Here is a 24,807-nt window from a genome sequence, read left to right on the forward strand (position 1 = left end):
GCTGAGGCGTGCCCAAGTCGTTCACCTTCAACGAAGCCGTGCGGCTCCTCGGCGGCCAAGAGCATCCGGTCGTCCGCGCCATCGATCGGGTCACCGGCCCGGTGATGTTGGCCCTCGGAGCCTCGGGCGTCCAGGAGATCCTGAGCTGGTTCGACCCCCGGCTGGAGTTCGTCCGGTCCAGCCACCTGCTCATCAACGACATCCAGGAACGGATGGGCCCGGCACGCGGGCGGGACCGCACCGAGATACTCGCGGCCACGCACTCCATCCTCGTCATCACCGCCTACTTCGACGTCTTCAAATCGGCGAGCCTCCCGTTCAACCCCAGAAAGCTCAAGCTCGACAAGGCCGAACAGCTCACCCTCATCACCGGCGAGGTCGTCGAAAGCAGCAGCGCCCGCGACCTTCTCGGCAAGCTGCTGGACGCCGAGTTGCCCCTCCCGACGCCGTACGAGCCGCGCGAGGTCATCCGCGAACGGTTGTACGTCCTCTACCACGGCCTCTCCCAGAACCTCAACGTCTTCCTGACCGGACTGGCGCTCTGGGACGGCATGGACGAGACCGAACGGGACCGCCTGTGGCGAAACGTCAACGAGATCCCGGAACATGCCGTCAGGCGCTACGTGCAGCTACTCCGGGAGACAGCCGTCCATTGCCCCGAGTTCCTCGTGTGGGCGAGCCTTCAAGACCATGAGGCCACCCGTAATACCGTCGCAGAGGCCGGAGAGAGGATCCGAATCCCGCTCCAGCGGATCCATCAGGAGATGGCCACAGTCACCAGTGGCCTTTCCCGGATGGAACGCCTTATCACCCAGCACTCCGGACAGGTAGAGGTGACCGGGGTCCTCGCCTCCCTGGCAACCGGCTACCGCGCGGCGCTGACCAGGCCCATCGTCGAGACGACGCCCGTGGAAGCCGAGGCGCTCAGTATCCCCGACCTGGGCGAAGGGTACATCGACCCCTGCTACCGCGTCCGGCCGTGCAACTCCGACGACCGCCCCGCCGAGGAGTCCTGGTGGGAGGAGCAGCCCGTACGCCGTGACCTCCCGGCCTTCCTCGCAGGCTTCTTCACCTCGCCACGCGCCGCCGACGCTCCGCTGATCGTGCTGGGGCAGCCCGGCTCGGGCAAGTCGGTGCTGACGCGTATCCTCGCCGCGCGACTGCCAGCCGAAGACTTCGCGGTCGTGCGGGTGGAACTGCGCGCTGTCCCGGCCAATGCCCCGGTCCAAGAGCAGATCGAGAACGCCATCCACCTCCTGACCGGGGAGCATGTCGGCTATCCCTCCCTCGTGCGCTCCGCCGGTGGCGCGATCCCCGTGATCCTGCTCGACGGCTTCGATGAACTGCTGCAGAGCACCGGCGTCAGCCGTTCCAACTACCTCGAACAGGTCCGGGAGTTCCAGCGGCGCGAGGCCGATCTGGGCCGTCCCGTCGTGGTAGTCGTCACCACACGGACGGTGGTGGCCGAGCGCGCCCGGTTTCCGGACGCCACGGTCGTGTTGCGCCTGGAGCCCTTCGCGGAGGAGCAGATCTCGGATTGGCTCGCGGTCTGGAACCACCGCAACCAAGCCGCCTTCCTGCGCCGCTCGATCCGGCCCCTGACCTCGGAGGACGTCCTGCGCCACCACGATCTGGCCGCACAGCCACTGCTTTTGCTCATGCTGGCGCTGTATGACGCCGACGCCAATGCCCTCAGCAGCACGGGCACAGACTTCCGCCGGACGACTCTCTACGAAGGCCTGCTGAAGCGTTTTGTCCGCCGTGAACTGGTCAAACATCGCCCCGAACTGTCGCCGGCCCGGATGACGGAGGAGACCGAACTCGAACTGGAGCGGCTCGGCATCGTCGCGTTCGCAATGTTCAACCGGGGGCGCCAGGCAGTCCGCGAAGATGATCTGGATCAGGACATGCGCGCGCTCCTGGACCAGGCCGAGAGCCATCGCGGCGCACCCCTCGATCTGGACGAACGGCTGACGCCGGCGCAGCTGGTCGTGGGCCGGTTCTTCTTCATCCACGAGTCCCAGGCGTCCTTCCGAGAGTCTCGGACCCGGACGTACGAGTTCCTGCACTCCACGTTCAGCGAATACCTGACCTCCCGGCTCATCGGCAAGGAGATCCAGCGGCTCGTACGGCTGTACGAGGCAGGCGGGCTCACGGCGGTACGGCGCGGGTTCGCCCGCTTGCGTGCCCTGGTCTCCTTCGCCCCGCTCACGATGCGCGGCCCGGTCGTAGACTTCCTCGGGGAGATCTTCGGACTGTTCGGGGAGACCGCAAAATCGACCGCGGAGCGCATCATTGGTGATCTGATCAAGGGCGCCCTCCTCCCGGAACCACCAGGTGCGCTTTGGGACTACGCACCTGTGAGCATCACCGTGACGGAGAAGCACGCCGCATTGAGTGTGAACGCTGTCCTGCTGGGATTGATCTGTGCGGGAGGTGAGGCAACCGTCTCAGAACTCTTCGATGACCCGGCCGACAGGGTGGACTGCTGGCGCCGGCATGCCACCTTATGGAAGTCACAGCTCCCGCCTGAGGGATGGGACAGCGTGCTCTCTCGGATCAGCGTCACGCGCGGCAGCGACAACGGGCACCGGGAGGTGATACTGGCACTGCGGCGCGGAGACGTCGCTAAGCCCATCAACCTGGAGTGGACGTTCGACATCCGAGGCGAAGCTTCCGAAGAGCAGGGCCCCTTCGATCTGCCTGATCTCCTGCTCGATGCGGCTTTTCTCTGCGACAGAACCACCGACCTTGCGGTCGGAACCCTAGACACGGTCCCCATGTTGCTGGCCCTGAGCAGATTTCCTTCCACCTTCAGGCGACGCCGAGTGGTCACGGAGGCACAACTGAGTCTGCTACTGGCCCTGCCAGGTGAGCACCCAAGGGCGACCGTAAGGGCGGCATGCCATGCCCTGCTCAGTTCAGAAGTACAACGATACGCTGTTATAGAGCAAAGCGAGCCTTTCTGGCAGGTGTTGAAGTGTTACCGCGAGAGCTACCATCGAGAGCGAGCCCTCTTCTCGCCGGACATTCTCCTCAGAATCAGCGCTTCTTCGGCCGTGACCGCCGATGGCATCGTCCAAGCCGTTGACTGCGCTCTCGACGAGTGGAAGCGATCAGCCCGTGGCGAGTGGTACGAAAAGGAGTTGGCCCGCTTTCTCGAACAAGCGGTCACCCGGCTTTACCGGGAGGGCGACGACCACCATCTCCTCGAGCTCTGGGTGATCCTGATGGAGTCGGGACTCCCGTTGGAGGAGCTGGCCCCCCAACTCACCGACCCCCTCCAGGAGATGGAACGGATCGTGACAGGACTTGATGAGCACCAGCTTCCATCATCGGTCCCGCCGCAGCGGCTTGAGCGGGCGCTGCGGTTGCGCGCGCTCGGGTGAAGGTCGTTGCGTCGAAAATGGTTGGCCGTGATCAGAGGTGCCCGCCACGGTGACGGGCGTGCTCAACGACGATCAACTGCGGGAGTTCGCCGAACAGGGGTACGTGCTCCTGCCGGGAGCGGTGCCACGGGACGTGGTCGAGGCCGCGACCGCGACGGTCGACGAGCTGGTCGAAGGGGAGCCGCCCGGCGACGGTGTGCGCGGACCGCACTTCTACTTCCCCGAGGCGGCGGACGAGCCGTCGCTCATCGCGCCGCTCACCGGGACTGGGGCGTGGGAGGCGGCGGAGTCACTCAGCGGCGCCGGGACGTTGGAGGAGCCGTGGCAGGTCCAGGTGCCGCTCAACATCCCCCCGTTCCTCCACCTGCCAGGCATCCCGCACATCGACGGGTTCCCGCCGCTGCCGGACGGCCGCCCCGCGACGTTCACCATGCTGGGCGGGGTGCTGCTGTCCGACCAGCTCGACGAGGACGCCGGGAACCTGTGGATCTGGCCCGGGTCGCATCTGACGCACGCCGCCTACTTCCGCGAGAAAGGGCCGGACGCCTTCTTCGACGCGGCCGGCTACCCGCCGCTCCGGCTGCCCGAGCGGCCCGTCCAGCTCAGAGGACGGGCCGGGGACCTGCTGCTGGCGCACTACCTGCTCGGCCACAACATCGGCGGGAACACCTCGGGCGCCGTCCGGCGCGCGCTGTACTAACGGATCAAGCGGCGCGGCCACGATCCGCGCTGGCGGGACGTGCCGCGCGACCCCTGGCTGGAGTACGACCCGAGCCGGACGCTGCCGGATCGACCTCGTATCGTGATCGACACGTCACCAGCACACCAAATGTGGCATTCCGGTGGCGAACGGTCAGAAACCGCAGGACAATGCCCCGCATGTCTCGTTCAGATGATCATTTCTCGACGCAGCGGCACGTCCTCCGCCCCGAGACGACGGTCGAGCACGTCGACGAGTTCGCCAGGGGGCACTCGTGGCCGATGGTCGGCGTCACCGAGCGCGACCGCGCGGCCGGAACCGACGGCGAGGTCGTCTGGCAGGCCGACGGGTACGCGGCGCAGGGCAACCGGGTGCTCAGGTCCGGATCGCTCCACTACGTCGAGGACGCCATGTTCGGCATCGGATGCGTCCGTTTCAGCGGCACGCCCAAGGCCGCGGTCCAGTCGATCGCCGCCACCGCCGTGCAGACGCTCCGCCCCTGGACGGTCGGGGACCTGTGCCAGGCGTTCGACGGTTCACCCGATCCGCGTGCCCGCGGCCAGGCGGCGCTGCGCCTCGGCCTGGCCGCCCCGGCCAAGCCCGACCAGCAGGTCCTCAGGCGGATCGGCGCGGCCCTGGCCGACCAGGACGCCCGGGTCCGCTACGCTTCGATCTTCGCCGCCTCCTACACCCGCTACGAGGCGTTCGCGCCGAATCTGCGTGCGATGGCCGCGCGGGACCCCGAAGAGTTCGTGCGGGACCGCGCCGCGTACGCGCTCCGCTCCCTGGACAAGGTCAGGGCCTGACATGATCGACGATCTGCGCGCCTGGCTGGCCGCCCGCCTCCCGGTGTCCGGGATCCGCTCGCTCACCCTGCTGGGCGAGGGCTTGGACAACGTCGCCTACGAGGTCAACGGCGACGTCATCGTCCGGGTGGCCAAGGAACCGGACGCGGAGGCCGTCCAGCGCGAGGCGGACCTGCTGGCCGCGCTGAGCGGGGTGGTCCCGCTCCCGGTGCCCGAGCCGGTCCTCGCCGACGCCGAGGCCGGTGTCCTGGCCTACACCAAGCTCCCCGGCGTGCCCCTCCTGGGGCACCCGGTGCCGGACCCGGCGCGGCTCGCCCCCGTACTCGGCGAGTTCCTGAGCGCGGTGCACAAGGCCGGCATGGAGTCCCGGGTCCCGCTCGACGCCGAGCCGCTGTCCACGTGGCTGGAGGACGCAGGCGCGGCGTACGAGGAGATCGCGGACCGGGTGCCCCTGGAGTTCCGCGCCGCGGTGGAGGGCTTCCTGGCGGCGGCCCCGCCGGCCGAGCCGCGAACGCGGACGTTCTGCCACAACGACCTGGGCGCGGAGCACATCCTGGTCGATGTGGAGGCCGGACGGATCACGGGCGTCATCGACTGGACCGACGCGGCGATCACCGATCCCACCTACGACCTCGCGCTCATCTACCGCGACCTGGGGCCCGAGGTGTTCGACCTGACGCTGGCCCACTACGACGGGACGTGCGACCGCGAGCGGGCGCTCTTCTACGCGCGCTGCGCCGTTCTGGAGGACATCGCGTACGGCGTCACCACCGACGGCGCCCGCGTCTACGCCGACGCCGGCCTGGCCCACCTCCCCTGGCTGTTCGGGGCGTGAATCGGTCGGCCGAAGCACGCACGGTCCCGGTGGCCTAAAACGAAAGTCCTGGCACGGCCCCTCCGCCTGATGGAAGATGAAGCCCGGACATGACCTTGCGAAAAGGGAACTGGGGACCTGGCGAGGGGCGTGGTCGTGAGCGGCTCGGGTCGGCCGGGGGACACCCGTAACTTCTTCCTGGGCAGGGCCCAGTACGTCATCCAGTTCCGGGACAGTTTCGGCGATCTCCACCTGCACATTCCACCGGCCGAGAAACCGCTGGAGAAGGCGGCCCGCCGGCTGGCCGAGGCGGTGTACCGGCAGTGGCTCGAAGAGGTACGCGTCTGGAATCTGGGCGAGCACGCCCCGCTGGCGGTGCCCTGGGAGGCGGACTGGACGTACGCCGACCACAGGGAGAAGGCCGGCGGCCGGGTCGAGGGCGGCGATCTGGCCTCCGTGGTGGCGGCCTACCGCGACGGCGGCAGGCGTCTGGTGGTGCTGGGCCGTCCGGGTTCGGGCAAGACGACCCTGGCCGTGCTGCTGACCCTCACCCTGCTGAAGGACATGGAGAGCGACGGCCCCCGGCCGAGGGAGGCCGTCCCCGTCCCGCTGTCCCTCGCGTCCTGGAACCCCGATCGCGATTCACTGGACGCGTGGGTCGCCCGGCAGGTGCGGGAGCTCTACCCGGGGCTGCCCTCCGTGGAGGGGCGGCACCCCGCGGCGAAGCTCTGGGAGGCGCGGCGCATCCTGCCCGTCCTGGACGGACTGGACGAGATGCCGGAGGAGCATCGGCCGGTCGCCGTCCGCCATGTCAACCGGGCCCTCACCGGCGACCCGTTCACCCGGGCGCCCTTCCTCCTGACCTGCCGTGCCGGGGAGTTCTCCAGGCTGGTCGAGGAGGGCAGCGTGATCACGTCGACGCCCGTCATCACGGCCCGGCCGGTCGAGCCGCAGGCGGCCGTCGAGTATCTGCGGCTCGGCACGCCGCCGGGGCGGGAACGGGCGTGGGAGTGGGTCTTCCACCGCCTGGAGAACGTCCCCGGCAGCCCGGTGGCGCAGGCGCTGGCGTCCCCCCTGATGCTCTGGCTGGCCCGCACCGTGTACGCCGCTCCGCGGGCCGACCCGGACGAGCTCAACGACGACGGCCGCTTCCGTACCGCCAAGGACATCGAGGAGCATCTCCTCGACAACCTGATCCCGGCCGTGTTCACCACCGATCCGCCGTCACCGGGCAGGCCCGACGCCCCGCGGCGCTGGAATCCCGACCGCGCCCGCCGGTGGCTCGGCCACCTCGCCGCCCGCCTCGACCGCCGCCACGCGACCGAGATCGCCTGGTGGGAACTGCACCGCGCGCCGATCCCCCGGCTCATGGCGTTCCCGCTGCTGGCGGCCCTCGGCGTCCTCACCGGACAGGCGCTGGCCTGGACGGAACGGCGGTTCGGCGCGGAGCGGCTTTCCGACCCGGCGTCCACCGAGGGCTTCCGGTTACTCTCCCCCTCGACGACCCTCGCGCTCCTGTTCGGGCTCGCCATCGGCACCCTCGTCCAGGGCGTCGCCTTCACGTGGTACGGCCGGATGATCGCCACGCCGCGCCGGAGGGCCACTCCCCTGCGGTTCACCGCGGCGGCCCGGTCGGCCTGGCGTGGCACGAGAGGACGCCAGGCCGCCGGCGCCCTGGGGATGTGCCTGCTCCCCATCCCGATGCTGGCCTCGTTAGACCTCCCGGGCCCCGGCTGGATCGCGCTGGTGTGGGCGACGGGCGTCCTGCTGCCCGCCGCTCTCATGATCCTCTTCACCGCGCCGTCCACGACCGGCGAGAGCGTCACCCCCGACGCCCTCTTCCGGAGCGAGCGGACCTCCGTCCTCCTCAAGGCGGCCGTCATCGCTCCGCTGATCGGCGTCTCCGCCGGAACGCAGTGGGCGTTGAGGGGCGACGGCCCGGTCGCGCCCGGGATCACCGTGTGGCTGTGCGCCACCATCGCCCTCGTCGTCACGTCCGCGTGGGGCCGGTGGGTCCTGGCCAAGCTCGCCCTCGCGGGAACGGCCCGCCTGCCCTGGTCGCTGATGGGCTTCCTGCGCGACGCCCACCGCCACGGGGTGCTGCGATCCGTCGGAGGCCACTACCAGTTCCGTAACGTCAACGTGCAGAAGCACCTGGCCGCCGCCCGGAGGCCGCCGTCCGAGTTCTCGCCGAGCGCCCTCCTGGCGGAGACCGGACGTGACATCGCGGCCCAGGGCGCGGACCTGCCCGGCACGAAACTGGAGACCGGCCCCGACGAGGTCCGCATCGAGAACAGGAGCCGCCCGATCCGGATGGGGTCGCTGCTGGTGGCGGTCGTGGTCACGCCGATGTACCTGCTCATGAACACGATGCAGGGCAGGACGACCGTCCTGGTGGCTTGGCTTCCGGTCTTCCTCCTCTGGGGAATCGGCATCACGGTCCTCCTCGCCGGCCTGGCCGTTCCCAGGACGACACGCGTCCGCATCAACGCCGAACTGATCGAGTACACCGAGGGAAGGCACCGGGTGAGCTACCGGTGGCAGGACGTCAGCCGGCTGGCCATGCGCCGCGCGCACCAGTTCGGCGTGCCCCTGCCGGCCCTCTACGGCCTCCAGGTGCAGCTCCGGGCGGACGCGCCGCCGCCCCCGCGCTCCGCGCGCGGTCGCGACGGCTGGTACTCGGCGTCCCCGATCCTCAACACCACCCCCGAACCACCGGCGCACATCGCCGAGGCCCTCGCCCGCTTCGCCCCTTCCCACTGCCTCCCCCCGGGGGTCTGACCGGACTCACCCCGGGTCGCCGCTCATCCTTGGCCGCCACCGCGGATCCGGTTCCTCACCGCCCTGCGCGCTTGTAGGCGCGCAGTGACAGCGGGACGAACACCACCAGCAGCGCGGCCGACCAGAGCAGGACGGTGGCCACCGGATGCGCGAGCGGCCAGGCCGTGTCTCCGGATGCCGCCATGACGGGATTGCCGAACAGGTCCCGGGCTGCGGCGGTGAGCGCGCTCACCGGGTTCCAGTCGGCCAGGAACCGCAGCCACCCCGGCATGCCGCCGGTCGGGACGAAGGCGTTGGACACCATCGTGACCGGCAGGAAAAGCGGCACCAGCTGGGCGACGGTCTGTTCGTTCCTGGCCAGCAGGCCCAGGTAGGCGCCCGCCCAGGCGAGCGCGTACCGCAGCAGCATCATCAGCAGGAACGCCTCGGCCGCGGGGATCGGGCCGCGGTGCGGCTGCCAGCCCACCAGCAGTCCGGTGGCCACCATGGCGGCCAGCAGCGGCAGGCCGATCAGGGCGTCGGCGCCGGTGTACCCGAACGGCACCGCCAGCCGCGCCATCGGCATGGAGCGGAACCGGTCCATCACGCCGCGGGAGGCGTCGCCGGCCGTCCGCGTCATGACTCCCTGCATCGCGGTGAAGGTCACCATCGCGAACAGCCCGGGCATGAGGTACTCGCGATAGTCGCCGCCGCCCGGCACGGCGATCGCGCTGCCGAAGACGTACCCGAACAGCACCACCATGACGACCGGGAAGATCAGCGCGGCGATGATCTGCCCGGGTTCCTGCCGCAGCCGTCCCAGCTCGCGGCCGACCAGGGTCAGCCCGTCGGTGAAACTCCAGCGCAGGCGGCCCATCGGCGAGGTGAGGGCGGTCATCGGAGGGACTCCTTGCGGTCGGTGAGACGCAGGAACACCTCGTCGAGGGTGGGGCGGCGCAGCCGCACGTCGGCCGCGGCGACCCCGGCGCGGTCGAGCTCGCGCACGATGTCGGCGAGCCGGGGACCGCCGCCGGGCAGGGCGACGCTGAGCCGGTCGGGGCCCGTCATCGTGGGATCGGTTCCGGCCAGGGCGTTCAGGACGGTCGCCGCCGGACGCAGCCCGGCGGGGTCGTCGACGGTGACGTCGAGGCGGTTCCCGATCGTGGCCTTCAGCTCGTCGGGCGTCCCCGTGGCGATCACCTGCCCGTGGTCGACGACGGCGATGTCGTCGGCCAGCCGGTCGGCCTCGTCCAGATACTGCGTGGTGAGCAGCACCGTGGTGCCGTCGGCGACCAGCTCGCGGACGCTGTCCCAGATCTCGCCGCGGCTGCGCGGGTCCAGGCCGGTGGTCGGCTCGTCCAGGAACAGGACCTCGGGGCGCTGGATGAGGCAGGTGATCAGGTCCAGGCGGCGCCGCATACCCCCGGAGTAGCCGGCGACCGGACGATCGGCGGCCTCCATCAGGCCGAAGCGCTCCAGCAGCTCGTCGGCCCGCCGGCGCGCCTCGCGGCGGGACAGGTGGTACAGGCGTCCGAACATGCGAAGGTTGCCGCGACCGGTGAGCTGCTCGTCCACGGCGGCGTACTGGCCCGCCAGCCCGATTCGCTCGCGCACTTTGGCGGCCTCACCGACGACGTCGCATCCGGCGATGCGGGCGTGCCCGGCATCGGGTTCGGACAAGGTCGCCAGTATGCGCACCGCGGTCGTCTTGCCCGCTCCGTTCGGCCCGAGGACGCCGCAGACCGTCCCTTGCGGGACGCTCAGGTCCAGGCCCCGCAGCGCCTGGGTGCCGCCGAAGGTCTTGTGCAGCCCCTCGGCGAACACGATCGGATCCGCCATCACCCCTCCAATGGGTACCTTGTACGCGATCTGGTGAGGTTAAGCGTTTGGGTACCATGTACGCAAGCTGTGGGGGTGGGGACGGTGACCGACGCCGAGTACGTGAACATCTGGATGCGGCCCGAGCGGCCGTCCTACGGGCGGAAGCCGGCCTACAGCCGTGCGCAGATCACCCGGGCGGCGATCCGGATCGCCGACGCCGAGGGCCTGGAGGCCGCCACCATGAGGCGGATCGCCGCCGAGATCGGCACGGGCGCGATGTCGCTCTACCGGTACGTCCCCAGCCGCGACGATCTCATCCAGCTCGTGGCCGACCACCTGATGGGCGAGATCGACCTCACGGGCGTGCCCTCCGGCGACTGGCGCGCGGACCTGAGGCGTTACGCCGAGGGGCTGCGGGCGATGTGGCTGCGGCACCCGTGGGTCGCCACCGTGCAGCGGTCGCTCCCCGGCCTCGGCCCCAACCAGCTGCAGCTGATCGAACGGGTGATGGGCGCACTCGACCCCCACCTCTCCATCGACGAGAACCTCCGCCTCATGGCCATGCTGAACAGCCACATCGAGAGCGCCGTCCGCGAGGAGATCAGCTCGGCCGAGGAGGTCCGCCGCAGCGGGCTCAGCGAATCGGAGTGGCTGGCGCGCAGTTCGCCGCGCGTCCACCAGCTGGTGAGCAGCGGGAAGTACCCGATCTTCACCAAGATCGTGATGGAGGCACGCCGGCCGCACCTGAGCCGCGACGACCAGTTCAGGAACGGGCTGGAGCACATCCTCGACTACATCGCCGCGGCCATCCCGTCCACGCCCGAGCCTCCGGCAGAGGCCGTCCGGGCTCACCGCTCCCCTGCCGCGCAGCCGGTTCCGTTCACCACCCGGCGTGATGAAACACCCGCCGCGGCGGCCGACGCGTCACCCGCCTGTGACGAAAACTCGACCGCGGGGACCAGCGAGAGGCCCGGACGTGACGAAACTTCGGACGATCCCCCTCGACCTCACGGGTGCACCGTGTGCGGCCGCCCCGTCCCCCGAACCGCCACCGGGCGGCCCCGCCGATACTGCTCACGGGCATGCCAGCAGCGCGCTTACCGCAGCCGGCGGAGATCTGGAACCTCAGAGTGATCACTGGGGTGTGCGCTCTCCCCCGCCGCCCGACGCGGCCGGCCGTCCCCCTAGTCCTCGCCGCAGCTGCGGATCCAGTCCCGGGCGGTGGTGAGGTGGTTGGTGTTGAGGAGGTCCACCCCGGCCGTCATCTGGGCCCGCCACGCGTCCTCGGCCGTCCCCTGCCGGCAGGTCTTGGAGAAGCACCAGCGGAAGTCGCCGGGCGTCTCGGAGCGGCGGGCGCCGTCCGGGCCGCCCCACAGGCGGACCTTGAGCCCGGCGTTGTGCGCCCTCTCCACCAGCTCGTTGAGCTGCCGCTGCTCGTCCGGGCTGATCTCCTGGTCGCCGTCGCGATCGGCGCAGTCCGACCACTTCCCGTTGAAGATCACGAAGTTCTTCGCGTACTCCCGGTCGTACTCGGGGGCGGCGGGGTCGAGCTGTGCCGGCAGGGTGCATCCCGCCGCCGGAGCGGTGTCGAAGGAGACGTTGGAGGGCTGCCGTCCGACCGCGTCTCCCGGCCGCCCGGCACTGAAGACCACCTGGACGTCGGGCGGCAGGTCGCGGGTCTGCTCGATGGCCCGCTGGTAGGCCTGGGCGCGCAGCCGCTCCTTGGCCCGCTTGAGCGTCTCCTCGCTCGCGTACGCCCCGGGATCGGTGGCGCGGTCGGGCTCGACGTCCTTGATCTCGATGACCAGGAGGAAGGGGTCGTCACGGCCTGGGTGGATCCGCCCGCCGTTCGCCCGGGCCCGTTCGATCAGCGGCTCGACGTACCGCTCGCGCAGGGTCCCCGCCGAGTGTTCCTTCTCCTCGTGCTTGAGCTGGAGTTCACCCTGCGGGTCGATCATGACGTCGGCCTCGACGCTGACCGCTCCGTTGCGGAGCGCGTCCTGGAGCGGAGTCTTGTTCTGGTAGTCGTTGTGCGCGTGCAGCCCTTCGGCCCACCGGCTGTCCGGATCGGGCTCGCAGGTCGGCTTGGGGATCGGCGGCCGTGGCGGGGAACGGTGCCCGGTCGGGGCCGCTGACGGCGAGGGGGCCGGCGCCGCCCCCGCCGCCACGGGCCGCGGGCATCCGGTCCCCAGCACCCGGCAGATCGCCGACTCGCACGCTTCGACGACCGTGGTGCCCACGCCGGACGTCACCAGTGCCCCCGTGACCGTCGCGACCAGCAGGACGACGGCGAGGTAACTGATCGCCCCCTCACCGCGTTCATGATCGGATTCCCGCATGGGGAGAAGATCACACAAGTGTGTCCCCGCCGACAGGGTTCCAGGGCCCAATCCACCCTCGTTCGGGCCCGGTCAGGACGTCACCCGACGGCGCACCCGGGGATGGCAGGGTGAGGGCATGAACGATCTTGTGGGGTTCATCGAGGCGCGGCTGGACGAGGACGAGCGGATAGCCCGCCGATGCGACGGCGCCGACGAGTGTGGCCGGTGGACCGCGGCGGGCACGGTGGTCGACTTCTGCCAGGTCGAGATGGAGGGCTTCCATCCCGCCCTCGCCGAGCACATCGCCCGGCACGACCCGGCCCGGGTGATGCGGGAGGTCCAGGCCAAACGCCGGGTATTGGCCCGCCATTGCCTCAGCCCTGCCGAAGGGGACCCCGAACGCCCCTGGGACGACTACGACGACTGCCAGTACGACAGCGACGAGTGGCCCTGCCCTGACCTCCTCGATCTCGCCATGGCTTACGACTGGCACCCTGACTACGACGAGACGTGGCGTCTGGCGTGAGGGTCCGGCGGTCGACACGCGCGCTCATCGGGTGCCATGATCGGCGGGTCAGAATCCATTGAGATTCGTCGGCGCCCGGTCGGTCGGTGGAGCGCGTCGGCGTGCTCGCCCGGTCGCGAGCACGGTCGGCTCCGCTCCGCGATGCCGGGTCCGTGCCTCGGGACCGAGCCCGTCCCGAAAGGACATGGCATGGCCACCGACCAGTTCGGACTCACCGGCGGCGACTACGTCCCCGACCCCGAGCAGGAAACCGCGCTCCTCATCGAGGGCTTCTTCGGCCACATCGCCGCGGTGCTGCGCGAACACTCGCTCCCCGAGAACCTCCTCGCCGCCATGCGGCCCCGGCATGAGGAGCTGGAGACGGCGAACGCGCACCTGATCGTGGACGAGCCCGCCCGCTTCAACCTCCGGATCACCCTCGCCCTGGTGGCGGCGTACGAGTCGCTCCTGCCTCGCCTGGGACGCGAGGCGGCCATCAGCGCGATACGGGCCGCGCTGATCGAGCCGCTCGGCGACGCGGTGCGCGCGGGAACCCGGGCGATGCTGGACACCGCGCCCGACCCGTTCACGGCCTTGGTCGCCGTCTCCAAGTCCCGCGAGGAGCACGCGTTCGGCGAGGGCTTCACGTTCCGCCGTCCCGTCGACGACGATCGCCGGTACTTCCTGGACATCCACCGCTGCTTCTACCACGACGTGCTCGTGGCGAACTCGGCACCGGAGCTGACTCCGGTCCTGTGCGCGTTCGACGGGAACTGGATCGAGGCGATCGATCCGGACAGGGACGGTTTCCGGTTCGAGCGCACGACCACCATCGGCCTCGGCGGCACCCACTGCCCGTTCCACTTCACCCGGACGGGCGCGCGGGAACCCGCCACCGACTGAGCCGTACGGCGTGAGCGAAAGCGGGAATGGCCGCCCCGGCGGCCGTTCCCGCCCCCGTCCTGGCGCATCCCTCCCCCAGGACGAGTTGACCTCAAGCGAACTTGAGGTCCTAGCGTCGCGGCGATCTCCCAGAACGGAAGGAAGGCCATGACCGTCCTGGTCACCGGAGCCAAGGGGAACGTCGGCCGTCACGTGGTCAAGGAACTGCTCAGCGGAGGGCACGGGGTACGGGCGCTCACTCGTGACCCCGCGAGCGCCGCCGCCGTGCTGCCTGACGCCGTGGAGGTGGCGACCGGAGATCTCGCGGCGCCCGACAGCCTGGCAGCCGCACTGGAGGGTGTGACCGCTCTGCACCTGATCACTTTCGACGGCGGGGACGGCGCTCCGTTGCGCACCGGCCCGCAGATCGCGCGGCTGGCGGCCAAAGCGGGCGTCCGGCAGGTGACGATGCTGTGGAGCGGTGAGCCGGGTCCGGTCGAGGAGGCCGTGGCGGCCGAGGGGCTGGCGTGGACCACGCTCCAGCCGCAGGAGTTCATGTCCAACGCCCTGCTGTGGACCGACTCGGTCAGGGACGAGGGCGTGGTGCGCGAGCCGTTCGGCGCCACCCGCAGCGCGATGATCCATGAGGCCGACATCGGCGCCGTGGCCGCCAGGACGCTGACCGAGGACGGCCACACCGGCGAGGAGGACGTACTGACCGGGCCCGAAGTCCTGGACATGCCGCAGAAGCTGGCCGTCCTGGGAGAAGCCCTGGGGCGCGACATCCGCTTCGTTGAACTCACCGAACAGCAGGCGCGCGAGCGGATGCGCCAGGCGGGAGCCTCTCAAGCCGCCGTCGACCACGTCACCGGCTGGTACGCCGCCCCGCCCAGGGAGGCGTACACGGTGACGCCGACCGTCGAGCGCATCCTCGGACGCCCGCCCCGGACCTTCGCGCAGTGGGCACGGGAAAACGCCGAAGCCTTCCGCTGACACGCTGGGCTCCGGGGAGCCTGAACCTGTGGCTCGCTCGGGTGGGGGGCGTGTACCTTCCCCGGATCACATGGGTACTCAAGCAGGACGACGCCACAGCGTCGGCCGGGAAGGCACGACCCGATGCTCACCGTTGGTCCCCTCCCCCCGACACCGGCCGAGGCACCGCGGGCCGAGGCCGGGCCATACTCGGCGACCCCGTCGGCCGTGATCGCATGAGCACACCGCACCATCCGGCGGACAGCGACCGCCCCTGGCCCACCGGCAAGCTGAACGCGTTGCGTCTCGGCCGGCGATTGGTCACCGAGGTCCCGGCCTCCGGGCCCGGTCGGCGAGCGTTCGTCAGCGTCATCCCGCTGACCATCCCCGACGACCACCAAGCCCAAAGACAGGGCTGGAAGCGAAGCGATCGCGCACGCACGTTCCGCTTGCAGCACTGGGACTACGACGCCGAGCAGATCGACGGCTTCGACCACGACATCGGAGCCGTCCTGATCCGGTCCGCAACGGTCGCCGGCGAGCCTGAGCTGACCACGACGCTCCAAGCGTGGGGGCTGCGTCCCGAACAGTTCCTCTACCCCTGGCAGACCGACGCCCCGTGATAGTCACACCCTCGTGACCAGCACCGACTGAGCCCTACAGCGTGACTCGTGCTGATGGCGTGCCCCGAAGCGTCAGTCCAGGTCCAACGAACCGTCCTTGACAGCCTTCATGAAGACACCCCACTCAGACCGGGAGAACGACAACACCGGACCAGCCGCGTCCTTCGAGTCCCGAGCAGCCACACCGGACCTCAGCCGAGCGATCTCAACGCATTCAGTGTGGTCGCCAGCGCTGTAGCTGCTAGTACGCCATTGCCGAGCGGTCACGGCAGGTCCAATGCGCCGTTCTTCACGGTGTCCACGAAGGCACCCCACTCGGACCGGGAGAACGACAACACCGGGCCCAACGGATCTTTGGAATCCCGGGCACCCACCGTTCCATCGACTTCCAGGGCTGCGACCTGTACACATTGAGTGCCTTGCCCTGAACTGTGGCTGCTGGTACGCCACCGGGGACGAAAGACATCCTGCTCGCTCATACCTCGGACACTATCCGCTCGATCAGCGCCCGTGAATCCCTCTCACAAAGCGCCAGATCCCGTAGCCGGTTGAATGCGGCTCCATAGTGATCGACATCCGATGGCTCGTCGATGTACCAACTACGGGTCAGGCTGTCCACTGCCACCACCTCTAGCAACCGGTCCTGACCGAGCCCAAGGATCGTGAAGGCACCGTCGCCGCCCGGGTGCATGCCGGCAGAGAAGGGAAGCACCTGGATCTCGACATTTGGGCGTTCCGCCATCGCGAGCAGCTTGAGCCCTTGGCGGCGCATGACACCTGCGCCACCGATCTCTTGCCGGAACACGGCCTCGCTGAACACTGCGGAGATGACGGGTGGATCCGCCCGATCGTGCACCCGTTGCCTGTTCATGCGAAAGCCGATCTCGGTCTCCAGGTCAGGTGGACTGCGAAGTGCCATCCCCGAGCCGCTGATGACGGTGTGGGCGTATTCCTCGGTCTGGAAGAGCCCGTGCACCAGTTGGGAGCCGAAGATGCGGATGTGGGAGGCGTCGGCCTCGAGTGAGGCGAAGTCGAGCACACCGGGTTCCAGCCGTTCCTCGAAGTCATGCCACCAGCCCTTCTGGCGGCCGTGGGAGGCCAGGGCGAGGAGGCGGCGGCGGATCAGTTCGTCGGTCACGCCGTACTGATCGAGGATGTGCTTGAGATCGCGGGGGCGGATGGCGCGGTGCCCGTTCTCGTACGCGCTGAGGGACGCCTGCGAACGTTCGAGGAGGCGACCGGCGGCGTGCTGGGTCAGCCCGCGTTCCTCGCGGAACTGCCGCAGTGCGTCGCCGATCTTCAGGCGGCGGTAGGTGTTGCGGCGGTCGTGTCGCATACATCGACGATGTCACGCTGTGTCGCCGACCGTTCATGATCCGTGAAGGTTAGACATATTCGTTCGTGCACGCATCCGCATGTCGAAGGGCCTGGCCGCGAATACCTCTAACCTCTCCCAGCCGTGTTGATGCCGTGACGCACCGCGACGATCCTTGCCGTGACTTCGAGCGGAGGGATCGGCGATGAGGCCCTGCGAGACGCGGTACGCCCTGCTCGTCCGGCTGGCTTGGGAGCTGCGGGCGATTCCGGCGACGGCGGTCCTGGTGTTCCCGTACTACGGGGAACCGGTGTTGTACGTGCCCCGCCGGGACGGGCGCGCTGAACCGGTCCTCGCCGCGCAGCGCGGCGGGCGCTGGCTGCTGGTCTGGCGCGGCGGGGAACTGGACGCCGGACGGCTCGGCACGGCGGCCCGGCGGATCGCGGTGGAGGCGGCGGCGTGAGCGGGCTGACCCTGCTGGCCTCGCTGACACTGCCCGGCGTGCCGGGGTCGGCGCCGTGCGCGCGGCGGTTCCTGCGCGACACTCTCGTTCCCGGCCACCTCGCGCCAGGCGAGGAGGTGCTGGACGACATGGCGCTGGTCGTGGACGAGTTCACGGGGAACGCCGTCCGGCACACCGACTCGGGGCAGGGCGGCAAGATCCTGCTCCGGGTGCTGGCGGGCCGGGGCGTGCTGCGGGCGGAGGTGACCGACGACGGCGCGGGCGGGGCGCGGCCTCTCCTGCGGGCGGCGCCCGAGGGCGAGAGCGGGCGGGGTCTGCACATCGTGGACGCGCTGGCGTCGCGCTGGGGTCATCGGCCCGACGGGGTCCGGACCACGGTGTGGGCCGAGTTCTTCACCCCTGGGCGGTAGCGGGCTCGGCCGTTCGGGGGAGGTGCCCGGGGCGGGCCGGGCGGGATCGTTCGGGTGGACGACGCCCGTTCCCCCTGGAGGACTCGATGAACTCACGTACGCTCACCGTCCTGGTCACGCTGGCCGCCGCGACCGCGGCGCTGGGCGGCTCGGCCGCGACGGCCGCCGGGCCGCGGCCGAAGGAGGCGGCCGTCACGGGTTCCGCCCAGGTCCTCTACGTGCCCTCGCCCGAGGACGACGTGCGCCTCACCTTCGACGCGCACGCGACGTACGGCGAGGGCCCCGTCCCCACCGGCACCCGCGGAACGGTGCGGGTCTTCCACCACTTCGTCGCCCCGGGAATGAAGGTGTGGGCGGAGGCCGACGTGGACTGCGTGATGGCGACCGGTCGGATAGCGACGGTCACGGCCGTGGTCGGCAAGACCTCGCCCGAACTGGCGGAGGTCTGGATGGGACGGCGGATCGGCTTCACCGTCCTGGACACCGGGCGGCGCGGCGACCAGGTGGGGATGGCCGGTCCGCTGGAGAACGTCCCCCGATGCCTCGGCGCCAAGCCGTACCTCGGCCCGACCCCCTTCAGCCTGCTGCGACAGGGAGACCTCAAGCTCAGGCACAACCTTCCGCCCGTTCCCTGACCACAGCCGTCACCGCTCGTCGTGCTCGGCGGCCCAGGCGCGCAGAGCGGTCACACCCTCAGCCGGGGTGAGGGGGCCGCGTTCGATGCACAGATCCTGAAGGTGGCGGACGGCCGCGCCGCCCCGGGGCCCCGGAGGCAGGCCGAGCACCTCCATGACCTGCCGGCCGTCCAGCGGGACCGGGACGTCCGGGAGCCTCCGGTGCCTCTCGCTTTCCGCGGCGGCGCGGGCTCGCCGTTCCCGCTCCGCGAGCCGGGCGGCCTGCCATTCGTCGTAGCCGGCCGCCCAGGCGGCCTCGCGCCCGGCCGACAGCCAGCCGTCGTTCTCCCGTTCCCGGGCGAGCCCGACCTCCGCGAAGAGGTCGTGGTACGGAGTCGGGGGCGGGCCGTCGACGCCGACACCGAGCCGGGCGAGCGCGGCGTTGATCGGCCACTCGTGCCGGGGGCCGGAAAAATCCCAGGTGTGGGCCGGTCCCCACGCCATTCCGCCGGAACGCCACACGGCGGCGGTCTGGTAGCCGTCGCCGCCGAAGAAGGACGCCTCGACGTACGCCACCGGCGCCTCTCGCGACCAGCGTCCCACCAGTTGCGCGAGGCCGGGTGACAGCAGGGTGAACCGTCGCCCGGCGCCGTCCCGGACGGGAGGGGCGGCCAGTTCCTCCAGGAGCGGCCTGGTCACGGGGAGCAGTCCAAGGCGGCGGTGGAGCGGGGCGACGACCGCCTCCCGCACCTGGCCGGTGGCCTTTCTCAGCAGGTCGAACGGCCCGATGACGGCGTCGAGTTCGTACGGCACCTCCGCACCCTAACGGGGCCTGAGGCGGGGAACCCCTGGCCGCAGGCGGGCTCCTGCGTGGACCCGCCCGCGGCCAGGGGCCGTTTCTCCCGGGGTGGTCAGCCGGAGCAGGGGTTTCCTCTGCCGACGACACCGTTCTTGACGGTGACGTCACCGGTGCCGAGCGCGTAGTTGTTGCCGTTGTTGTTGTCCCAGGTTCCCGAGCCGTTGTTGAACGTGGCGGCCAGGCCGGTGGCGGAGCCCAGCTCGACCGTCCGCTTCACCCAGCCGTTGCAGGCGGCGGTCATCGGCATGCCGGGGACGGTGGTCCAGGCGCCACCGTTGGGCGCGTAGTGCAGGTTGTAGGCCGACCAGTTCCTGTCGGTGCCGTAGTAGACGGTCGTGGAGCCGCCGCCGGGGCCCTGCCCGCCCGAGGCGCCGACGTAGAGGGCGACGGCGTCCCCGGCGCCGACGGTGGCGGTGAATCTGCCGTCCGATCCGACCGTGTAGGTGGTGCCGGTGCATCCGCCGCCGGAGGTGGGGTCGCCGTGCTGAACGTCGCAGTACGTGCCGGCGGGCAGCGACGTCTGGAAGGTCTGGGTGATCGGGCCGCCCTCACGGTTGATGGCGACGAAGCCCTTGTTCCCCCGGCCGAAGGCGATGGCGTCGTTGCCGTTGGACCACCAGTTGGTGACCGAGGTCCCGGACACGGCGTTGTTGAACCCCACCATGTTGGCGATCTGCCGCCACTTGTGCTGGCACTTCCAGCCGTCCTGGTAGCAGGCGTTGACGTTGCCGCCGTTCGGCGGCCCGGCGTCGTGGCCGGAGAACTCGTAGCCGGAGTGGACGTTGGGCGAGCCGTAGGGCCAGGACAGCAGGAAGACGTTGGCCAGGGTGTAGGTGCTGCCGTCCTTGTAGCTCAGCGTGGAGCCGTTGCGCTCGGTGTCCCAGTTGTCGACGAAGGTGCGGGCCCTGTCGCTGGAAAGGTAGCCCTCTCCCCAGGACGAGCCCCAGTTGCTGAGGTAGGCCAGTCTCTCGCTGCCGAAGATCCGCTTGATGTCGAAGGCGCCCTTGAAGATGTCGACGTCGCCGGTGCCGGTGTACTCGCCGGGTTGCACGGCCTCGCCCGCGCCGTAGATGGCCTCCTGCGCCCAGAAGATGTTCGGGTTGCTCAGCTTGGACTTGATGGCGGCCAGGTCTCCGGCGGCGATGTGCTTGGCCGCGTCGATGCGGAAGCCGTCGACGCCCATGGAGATCAGCCGGTTCATGTAGGCGGCGATGGTCGAGCGGACGTAGTCACTGCCGGTGTTGAGGTCCGACAGGCTCACCAGTTCGCAGTTCTGGACGTTGTCGCGGTTCCGGTAGTCGTTGATGTTGGACCGGCAGGAGTGGAAGTCCTGGTCCTGGTAGTAGCCGGGGTAGTTGTACTTGCTGTACTGGGTGCCGCCGGTGCCGGTCCCCGACCCCGCCGACATGTGGTTGATCACGGCGTCCACGATCACCTTGACCCCGGCGGCGTGGCAGGTGGAGACCATGTTCCGGAACGCGTTCTCGTCCCCGAGCCGCCCGGCGATCCTGTAGCTGACGGGCTGGTAGCTGGTCCACCACTGAGAGCCCTGGATGTGCTCCTGCGGCGGCGAGGTCTCCACGTAGCCGTAGCCCTTGGGACCGAGGGTCTGGGTGCACTCTCTGGCGATGGAGTCGAACCTCCACTGGAAGAGGGTGGCGGTGACCCGCTTGCTCCCGGGCGGGGTCGCCGCGGCTGGCGGGGCGGTCGCCAGGCCGGTGACCGCCAGGGCGAGCAGGAGCGCGGTCACCATGGCCGCGGCGACGGCACGGGGCGCGTACGCGGCGCGTCTGGGGCGGGCGGCGGAAGGGTGGGGCATGGGGGGTCCTCCAACCGATCGTGTTCAGCGTGAGGCCGAACGGGGTGAACGAAAGGCGCAGGTGGGTGGGGCAGCCGGGAACGGCCGGGCGGTCACGCGACTTCTGCAAGAAGTTGCAGATCAGTCGGTAGTCTTCAGGTAACTTGCTGGAAACTTTTGCAAGGAAAGTAGCCAACTGCTCCAGGGCCGTCAATCCCTTGCAACGAGCCACTTCCTCTCCCGCTTTGAACGGCCGAACCGAAAACCCCCTCTTTCGTTCGGCCTTCGCGACCTGCCGTGCGCCGTCCGCGGCGGCCAGGCTCGCAGGACGGCCACCCCCTCGGCCGAGGCACGTTCACTTGCGGCGAGTTGCTGCCTTGGGGTGTGCCTGAGGCAGCAACTCGCCGCAAGTCAACGAAGGGACGGGCCCGGCGGGAGACCGGCCGTCAGCGGGGACGCCGGCCGAGGCGGGCCGCGGCGGCCGGGAACAGGCGCAGGGCGTTGCGGTGACCGATGGCGGCGCGGGCCCGGTCGTCCAGCGCCGGGTCCCGCTCGAATGCGCGGCGGGCCAGGGCGACCTCGGAGGCTTCGATCTGGGACCAGTCGGTGCCGTACAGGATCCGTCCCGGCCCGACGGCGTTCAGCAGCGTGGGTGAGGCGTACGGCGACATGGGCAGGGCGGTGTCGTAGTAGAACCGCTTGAGGGCACGCCGGAAGGCGTCCGGGGCGGGGGCCTCACCGCGCCTGCCCGCGCGTTCCACGCGACCGCCGATATAGGGCAGGAAGCCGCCGCCGTGGCACAGGATGATCGACAGGTCGGGGTGGCGGTCCACGGTGCCCGACCTGATCAGGTTGAGCGCGCACCGGGTCGTGTCGAGCATGAAGTCGGCCACGTACTCCTCGGCGCCCGGGAAGGGTCCGGGATGCTCGGGCAGCGCGTCCGGATGGGTCATGATCACGGCTTTGCGCCGGTTCATCTCGGCGAACAGCGGGTCGAACGACCGGTCGCCGAGGTAGCGGCCACCGGCGGTGTTGGTCATCAGCACGCCGTCGGCGCCGAGTTCGTCGAGCGCGTACGCCGCCTCCCGCAACGCCAGGTCGACGTGCAGCAGCGGGAGGTAGGCGAAGAACCCGAACCGCGTCGGGTGGTCCCTGACCAGGTCGGCCAAGGTCTCGTTGAAGACCCGTGTCCCGGCCTCCGCGAACGCCCGGTCGCTGAAGACCGCCTGAGGCGCGGGGGTCGAGGCGATCCCCATCGCGATCCGGTTGGCGTCCATGACCTCCAGCGTCTCCGGAAGGCTCCACTGCGCCCACCGCGGGCCGCCCTGAGGCGGCAGCACGCCCTGATCGACCAGCCACCTGCGCATGCGGGGCGGCAGGACATGGTGGTGGGTGTCGATCCGCTCCGCGCGTCCGTCCGCCGCGGCGGGGGCGGACGCACCGACCCCGGCCGCCGCCGTCACCAGCGCGCCCGCGCGCAGGGCGGTGCGGCGGCTCAACGATGGGCTGCTCATCGGCGCTCTCCTCGTGTCGTGTCCGTGAACCTCCATCGGATTGTTCGAGAAAGTCTCACGCGAGACTATCTGGCCTGCCCCCTACCATGGGGTGGTGCCATCCCCACCCCCGCCGGCGGGCGCCGCCGATCCGGCCGACGACGACGTGGCCCTCGGGCTCCTGCTGGCCGTCGCCCACGCACGCGCACGGCACGCCCTCAACGAAGCGCTCGCCCCGCTGGGCATCGAGGCCCGCCACTACGGCGTGCTCGCCGCCCTCGCCCGGCACGGCCCGTCCAGCCAGCGGCGGCTCAGCACGCTGCTCGACGTGGACAAGTCGGCGATGGTCCGGATCATGGACGATCTGGAGCGGCGCGGGCTGGCCACCCGCAACCGCGACGCGCACGACCGCCGCGCCTACGCGATCGAGCTGACCGCGGAGGGCCGCCGGGCCGCGCGGGAGGGCGGCGCGGTGTCGGCCGCGGTGGGCGGGCGGCTCTTCGGCTGGCTGGAGCCCTCCGATCGCGCCCTGCTCGTGGCGATGCTGACCCGGATCTCGCACCGGGCCGCCGGAGACCGGGACGAGGACGGCGGCGGAGACTAGGGCGGCGGGGCCGGCCCGTGCGGGCGTCGTTTCGACCGGCGTCGAAACTTCACGGCCGTACGGTCGGAGCATGAAGACCAGGACCTTCCACGATCTGCACCATGGAGAGCGGCCCCTGCTGCTGCCCAACGTCTGGAGCTTCGCGAGCGGCGCGGCGATGGTGGAGGCGGGCTTCCCGGCGGTGGGCACCACCAGCCTCGGCGTGGCGGCGACCGCCGGGAAGCCCGACGCCGCGGGCGGCACCCGGGCGGAGACCCTGGCGCTGGCGCGCGGCCTGGCCAGGCTCCCGGTTCCCGTCACGATCGACGTGGAGGCCGGCTTCTCCGACCGGCCCGAAGAGGTCGCGGCGCTGGCGGCCGACCTCGCGTCCTGGGGCATCGCCGGGGTCAACATCGAGGACGGGCGGCCCGGCGGGGTCCTGGCGCCGCCGGACGACCAGTGCGCCCTGATCACAGCGGTCAAGGCCGCGGCCCCGGACCTGTTCGTCAACGCCCGTACCGACTGCCACTGGCTGCCCGGCCACACCGCGCAGACCCTGGACCGGGTCCGCGCCTACACCGAGGCGGGGGCCGACGGGATCTTCGTCCCCGGGCTCGCGGGCGAGACCGGTGTCCGGGCGGCCGTGGCGGCGACCCACCTGCCGCTCAACGTGCTCTTCCTGCCCGGCGGCGCCACCTTCGACGAGCTGGCCGCGATGGGCGTGCGGCGGGTCAGCTACGGATCGCTGCTCTACCGGACGGCGCTGCACGCCGCCGTCGTCACGGCGGTCGAGGGACGGGCCCCGGCCGGGATCCCCACCTACGACGACGTCCAGCGGCTGGTGTCGGCCTGACCGGTTCCGCCGGGCGGATCAGCCCTCGCCGCCGCGATCATCGCGCCACTCGGGAGCGGGCTCGCCCTCGGGGACCCCGACGCGGAACACCCGTGTCTGCAGGGCGATCGCGGAGTAGTAGCCGACCAGGGTGACCAGCTCGACGAGGGCGGTGCGGCCCAGCGTCGCCACGGCCTCGGTGTAGACCGCGCCGCTCAGGTCACCGTCGGCGACCATCTGGCGGGCGGCCTCGTACACCACCCGCTCGCGGACGTCGCCCAGCATCGGGGCGCCGCCGTCGCGGAGCACGGCCAGCTCGTCCTCGGTCAGCCCGATCTCCCGCCCGATCCGCTCGTGGGCGTACCACTCGAAGTCGGCGCGGTGGTGGGCCGCCACGACCAGGACGGCGATCTCGCGCTCGCGGTCGGTGAAGGCCGTCTTGAAGCGCAGGGCCGCGCCCAGCTCCTGGAGGGGCAGGCCCACCGCCGGGCTGTAGAGCATCGCGTTGAACGGCCCCAGCAGCCTGCCCTCCTCGTCCTTGAAGCGGAGAGGGGAGGGCCGTTCGGCGCGCGGGCCGCCGGTGATCGCCTGGTACACCTCCCGCTGCTCCTCGCCCAGCAGGCCAGGGTGCAGCAGGGGCAGGCGCGTGTCGGCGCGGGGGTCGGCGTCCGGCGGGGCACTCACAGGGTCGATCACCCCTGCACGGTAGGCGCTGGACGGGAGGGCCTCAAGTGGTGTCCACAAGGTGAAACCACCGGCACACGATGACGTAGCGGTTCCGTAACAGGTCTGGGCCAGCGTTGCGGGTGTACCCGGCAGAATGTCGCCGAGCCTGAGGGGAACGGTC

The 24,807-nt window shown here is 70.6% G+C and carries 25 protein-coding genes; 15 read left to right on the forward strand and 10 right to left on the reverse strand.

Annotation, left to right across the window (positions count from 1 at the left end; genetic code table 11):
• The first annotated feature begins 8 nt into the window (after nt 1–8).
• The 5 genes from IW256_RS21195 to IW256_RS21215 all read left to right on the forward strand — a co-directional run bounded on the left by IW256_RS21195 (nt 9) and on the right by IW256_RS21215 (nt 8,490).
• Nucleotides 9–3,389: an NACHT domain-containing protein gene (locus IW256_RS21195; protein WP_197012645.1), complete on the forward strand. Its 3,381-nt coding sequence runs from the start codon at nt 9–11 to the stop codon at nt 3,387–3,389.
• Nucleotides 3,390–3,447: 58 nt separating this feature from the next.
• Nucleotides 3,448–4,089, forward strand: coding sequence for a phytanoyl-CoA dioxygenase family protein (locus tag IW256_RS42785; RefSeq protein ID WP_197012646.1), 642 nt, complete (start codon nt 3,448–3,450; stop codon nt 4,087–4,089).
• A gap of 179 nt (nt 4,090–4,268) precedes the next feature.
• Nucleotides 4,269–4,895 carry a HEAT repeat domain-containing protein gene (locus IW256_RS21205; RefSeq protein WP_197012647.1) on the forward strand — a complete coding sequence of 209 codons (627 nt, stop codon included), beginning with the start codon at nt 4,269–4,271 and terminating at the stop codon, nt 4,893–4,895.
• Nucleotide 4,896: 1 nt separating this feature from the next.
• Entirely contained in the window at nt 4,897–5,730 is an 834-nt protein-coding gene (locus IW256_RS21210) for a phosphotransferase family protein (protein WP_197012648.1), read from the forward strand.
• A 135-nt stretch (nt 5,731–5,865) separates the two neighbouring features.
• Nucleotides 5,866–8,490 (forward strand): NACHT domain-containing protein, encoded by a 2,625-nt coding sequence (locus tag IW256_RS21215; RefSeq protein WP_197012649.1) that lies wholly within the window; start codon nt 5,866–5,868, stop codon nt 8,488–8,490.
• 55 nt (nt 8,491–8,545) lie between these two features.
• Here IW256_RS21215 and IW256_RS21220 read toward each other — a convergent pair whose 3' ends face one another.
• Nucleotides 8,546–9,367 carry an ABC transporter permease gene (locus IW256_RS21220; RefSeq protein ID WP_197012650.1) on the reverse strand — a complete coding sequence of 274 codons (822 nt, stop codon included), beginning with the start codon at nt 9,365–9,367 and terminating at the stop codon, nt 8,546–8,548.
• Complete coding sequence (locus tag IW256_RS21225) at nt 9,364–10,308, reverse strand: ATP-binding cassette domain-containing protein (protein ID WP_197012651.1); 945 nt, start codon at nt 10,306–10,308, stop codon at nt 9,364–9,366. Before IW256_RS21225 ends, IW256_RS21220 begins: the two co-directional genes overlap by 4 nt.
• A gap of 75 nt (nt 10,309–10,383) precedes the next feature.
• Between IW256_RS21225 and IW256_RS21230 the strand changes: the two genes are divergently transcribed.
• Nucleotides 10,384–11,424 (forward strand): TetR/AcrR family transcriptional regulator, encoded by a 1,041-nt coding sequence (locus IW256_RS21230; RefSeq protein ID WP_307828986.1) that lies wholly within the window; start codon nt 10,384–10,386, stop codon nt 11,422–11,424.
• A gap of 50 nt (nt 11,425–11,474) precedes the next feature.
• Here the strand turns inward: IW256_RS21230 and IW256_RS21235 are convergent, their stop codons facing one another.
• The gene (locus IW256_RS21235; protein WP_197012652.1) at nt 11,475–12,629 is read right to left on the reverse strand and encodes a PI-PLC domain-containing protein; all 1,155 of its coding nucleotides are present in this window, start codon (nt 12,627–12,629) and stop codon (nt 11,475–11,477) included.
• A gap of 118 nt (nt 12,630–12,747) precedes the next feature.
• Here IW256_RS21235 and IW256_RS21240 point away from each other — a divergent pair, with 118 nt between their 5' ends.
• From IW256_RS21240 to IW256_RS21255, 4 genes are all read left to right on the forward strand, one after another.
• The gene (locus IW256_RS21240; protein WP_197012653.1) at nt 12,748–13,137 is read left to right on the forward strand and encodes a DUF6221 family protein; all 390 of its coding nucleotides are present in this window, start codon (nt 12,748–12,750) and stop codon (nt 13,135–13,137) included.
• A 189-nt stretch (nt 13,138–13,326) separates the two neighbouring features.
• A complete protein-coding gene (locus IW256_RS21245) occupies nt 13,327–14,019 on the forward strand; it encodes an L-2-amino-thiazoline-4-carboxylic acid hydrolase (protein WP_197012654.1) in 693 nt (230 codons plus the stop codon).
• A 147-nt stretch (nt 14,020–14,166) separates the two neighbouring features.
• Nucleotides 14,167–14,991 (forward strand): NmrA family NAD(P)-binding protein, encoded by an 825-nt coding sequence (locus IW256_RS21250; RefSeq protein WP_197012655.1) that lies wholly within the window; start codon nt 14,167–14,169, stop codon nt 14,989–14,991.
• A 215-nt stretch (nt 14,992–15,206) separates the two neighbouring features.
• Nucleotides 15,207–15,593 carry a hypothetical protein gene (locus IW256_RS21255; protein ID WP_197012656.1) on the forward strand — a complete coding sequence of 129 codons (387 nt, stop codon included), beginning with the start codon at nt 15,207–15,209 and terminating at the stop codon, nt 15,591–15,593.
• A gap of 72 nt (nt 15,594–15,665) precedes the next feature.
• On the opposite strand, the gene IW256_RS41315 is transcribed toward IW256_RS21255, so the two are convergent.
• Genes IW256_RS41315 through IW256_RS21270 form a run of 3 tightly spaced genes read right to left on the reverse strand, consistent with a single transcriptional unit; the run spans nt 15,666 to nt 16,929 of the window.
• Nucleotides 15,666–15,908, reverse strand: a complete 243-nt coding sequence (locus IW256_RS41315; RefSeq protein ID WP_307828987.1) for a DUF397 domain-containing protein — start codon at nt 15,906–15,908, stop codon at nt 15,666–15,668.
• Nucleotides 15,857–16,072, reverse strand: coding sequence for a DUF397 domain-containing protein (locus tag IW256_RS21265; RefSeq protein ID WP_197012658.1), 216 nt, complete (start codon nt 16,070–16,072; stop codon nt 15,857–15,859). The genes IW256_RS41315 and IW256_RS21265 overlap by 52 nt, the downstream gene beginning before the upstream one ends.
• Complete coding sequence (locus tag IW256_RS21270; RefSeq protein WP_197012659.1) at nt 16,069–16,929, reverse strand: helix-turn-helix domain-containing protein; 861 nt, start codon at nt 16,927–16,929, stop codon at nt 16,069–16,071. Before IW256_RS21270 ends, IW256_RS21265 begins: the two co-directional genes overlap by 4 nt.
• Before the next feature lie 184 nt (nt 16,930–17,113).
• Here IW256_RS21270 and IW256_RS21275 point away from each other — a divergent pair, with 184 nt between their 5' ends.
• The 3 genes from IW256_RS21275 to IW256_RS21285 all read left to right on the forward strand — a co-directional run bounded on the left by IW256_RS21275 (nt 17,114) and on the right by IW256_RS21285 (nt 18,416).
• A complete protein-coding gene (locus IW256_RS21275; RefSeq protein ID WP_197012660.1) occupies nt 17,114–17,371 on the forward strand; it encodes a hypothetical protein in 258 nt (85 codons plus the stop codon).
• Nucleotides 17,368–17,781, forward strand: coding sequence for an ATP-binding protein (locus tag IW256_RS21280; protein ID WP_197012661.1), 414 nt, complete (start codon nt 17,368–17,370; stop codon nt 17,779–17,781). Before IW256_RS21275 ends, IW256_RS21280 begins: the two co-directional genes overlap by 4 nt.
• Nucleotides 17,782–17,867: 86 nt before the next feature.
• Nucleotides 17,868–18,416 (forward strand): hypothetical protein, encoded by a 549-nt coding sequence (locus tag IW256_RS21285; protein ID WP_197012662.1) that lies wholly within the window; start codon nt 17,868–17,870, stop codon nt 18,414–18,416.
• Between the two features lie 9 nt (nt 18,417–18,425).
• Here the strand turns inward: IW256_RS21285 and IW256_RS42310 are convergent, their stop codons facing one another.
• From IW256_RS42310 to IW256_RS21305, 3 genes are all read right to left on the reverse strand, one after another.
• Nucleotides 18,426–19,208 (reverse strand): hypothetical protein, encoded by a 783-nt coding sequence (locus tag IW256_RS42310; RefSeq protein WP_197012663.1) that lies wholly within the window; start codon nt 19,206–19,208, stop codon nt 18,426–18,428.
• A 98-nt stretch (nt 19,209–19,306) separates the two neighbouring features.
• Nucleotides 19,307–21,073, reverse strand: coding sequence for a carbohydrate binding domain-containing protein (locus IW256_RS21300; RefSeq protein ID WP_231403866.1), 1,767 nt, complete (start codon nt 21,071–21,073; stop codon nt 19,307–19,309).
• A 425-nt stretch (nt 21,074–21,498) separates the two neighbouring features.
• Entirely contained in the window at nt 21,499–22,566 is a 1,068-nt protein-coding gene (locus tag IW256_RS21305) for an amidohydrolase family protein (RefSeq protein ID WP_197012664.1), read from the reverse strand.
• Between the two features lie 94 nt (nt 22,567–22,660).
• Between IW256_RS21305 and IW256_RS21310 the strand changes: the two genes are divergently transcribed.
• Together IW256_RS21310 and IW256_RS21315 are read left to right on the forward strand one after the other, a co-directional pair.
• Nucleotides 22,661–23,149, forward strand: a complete 489-nt coding sequence (locus tag IW256_RS21310; protein WP_197012665.1) for a MarR family winged helix-turn-helix transcriptional regulator — start codon at nt 22,661–22,663, stop codon at nt 23,147–23,149.
• Nucleotides 23,150–23,219: 70 nt separating this feature from the next.
• The gene (locus IW256_RS21315) at nt 23,220–23,981 is read left to right on the forward strand and encodes an isocitrate lyase/PEP mutase family protein (RefSeq protein ID WP_197012666.1); all 762 of its coding nucleotides are present in this window, start codon (nt 23,220–23,222) and stop codon (nt 23,979–23,981) included.
• A gap of 18 nt (nt 23,982–23,999) precedes the next feature.
• On the opposite strand, the gene IW256_RS21320 is transcribed toward IW256_RS21315, so the two are convergent.
• Entirely contained in the window at nt 24,000–24,656 is a 657-nt protein-coding gene (locus tag IW256_RS21320) for a carboxymuconolactone decarboxylase family protein (RefSeq protein WP_197012667.1), read from the reverse strand.
• Nucleotides 24,657–24,807 lie beyond the last annotated feature (151 nt).

It is taken from the genome of Actinomadura viridis (genome assembly GCF_015751755.1).
GTDB classification, from domain to species: domain Bacteria; phylum Actinomycetota; class Actinomycetes; order Streptosporangiales; family Streptosporangiaceae; genus Spirillospora; species Spirillospora viridis.

Coding starts and splice junctions, on each gene's coding strand:
- IW256_RS21240 (WP_197012653.1), top strand. CDS start 12,748: ATGAACGATCTTGTGGGGTTCATCGAGGCGCGGCTGGACGAGGACGAG.
- IW256_RS21285 (WP_197012662.1), top strand. CDS start 17,868: ATGAACTCACGTACGCTCACCGTCCTGGTCACGCTGGCCGCCGCGACC.
- IW256_RS21210 (WP_197012648.1), top strand. CDS start 4,897: ATGATCGACGATCTGCGCGCCTGGCTGGCCGCCCGCCTCCCGGTGTCC.
- IW256_RS21275 (WP_197012660.1), top strand. CDS start 17,114: ATGAGGCCCTGCGAGACGCGGTACGCCCTGCTCGTCCGGCTGGCTTGG.
- IW256_RS21225 (WP_197012651.1), bottom strand. CDS start 10,308: ATGGCGGATCCGATCGTGTTCGCCGAGGGGCTGCACAAGACCTTCGGC.
- IW256_RS21245 (WP_197012654.1), top strand. CDS start 13,327: ATGGCCACCGACCAGTTCGGACTCACCGGCGGCGACTACGTCCCCGAC.
- IW256_RS21270 (WP_197012659.1), bottom strand. CDS start 16,929: ATGCGACACGACCGCCGCAACACCTACCGCCGCCTGAAGATCGGCGAC.
- IW256_RS21265 (WP_197012658.1), bottom strand. CDS start 16,072: ATGAGCGAGCAGGATGTCTTTCGTCCCCGGTGGCGTACCAGCAGCCAC.
- IW256_RS21305 (WP_197012664.1), bottom strand. CDS start 22,566: ATGAGCAGCCCATCGTTGAGCCGCCGCACCGCCCTGCGCGCGGGCGCG.
- IW256_RS21205 (WP_197012647.1), top strand. CDS start 4,269: ATGTCTCGTTCAGATGATCATTTCTCGACGCAGCGGCACGTCCTCCGC.
- IW256_RS21220 (WP_197012650.1), bottom strand. CDS start 9,367: ATGACCGCCCTCACCTCGCCGATGGGCCGCCTGCGCTGGAGTTTCACC.
- IW256_RS21315 (WP_197012666.1), top strand. CDS start 23,220: ATGAAGACCAGGACCTTCCACGATCTGCACCATGGAGAGCGGCCCCTG.
- IW256_RS21250 (WP_197012655.1), top strand. CDS start 14,167: ATGACCGTCCTGGTCACCGGAGCCAAGGGGAACGTCGGCCGTCACGTG.
- IW256_RS21235 (WP_197012652.1), bottom strand. CDS start 12,629: ATGCGGGAATCCGATCATGAACGCGGTGAGGGGGCGATCAGTTACCTC.
- IW256_RS21300 (WP_231403866.1), bottom strand. CDS start 21,073: ATGCCCCACCCTTCCGCCGCCCGCCCCAGACGCGCCGCGTACGCGCCC.
- IW256_RS21255 (WP_197012656.1), top strand. CDS start 15,207: ATGAGCACACCGCACCATCCGGCGGACAGCGACCGCCCCTGGCCCACC.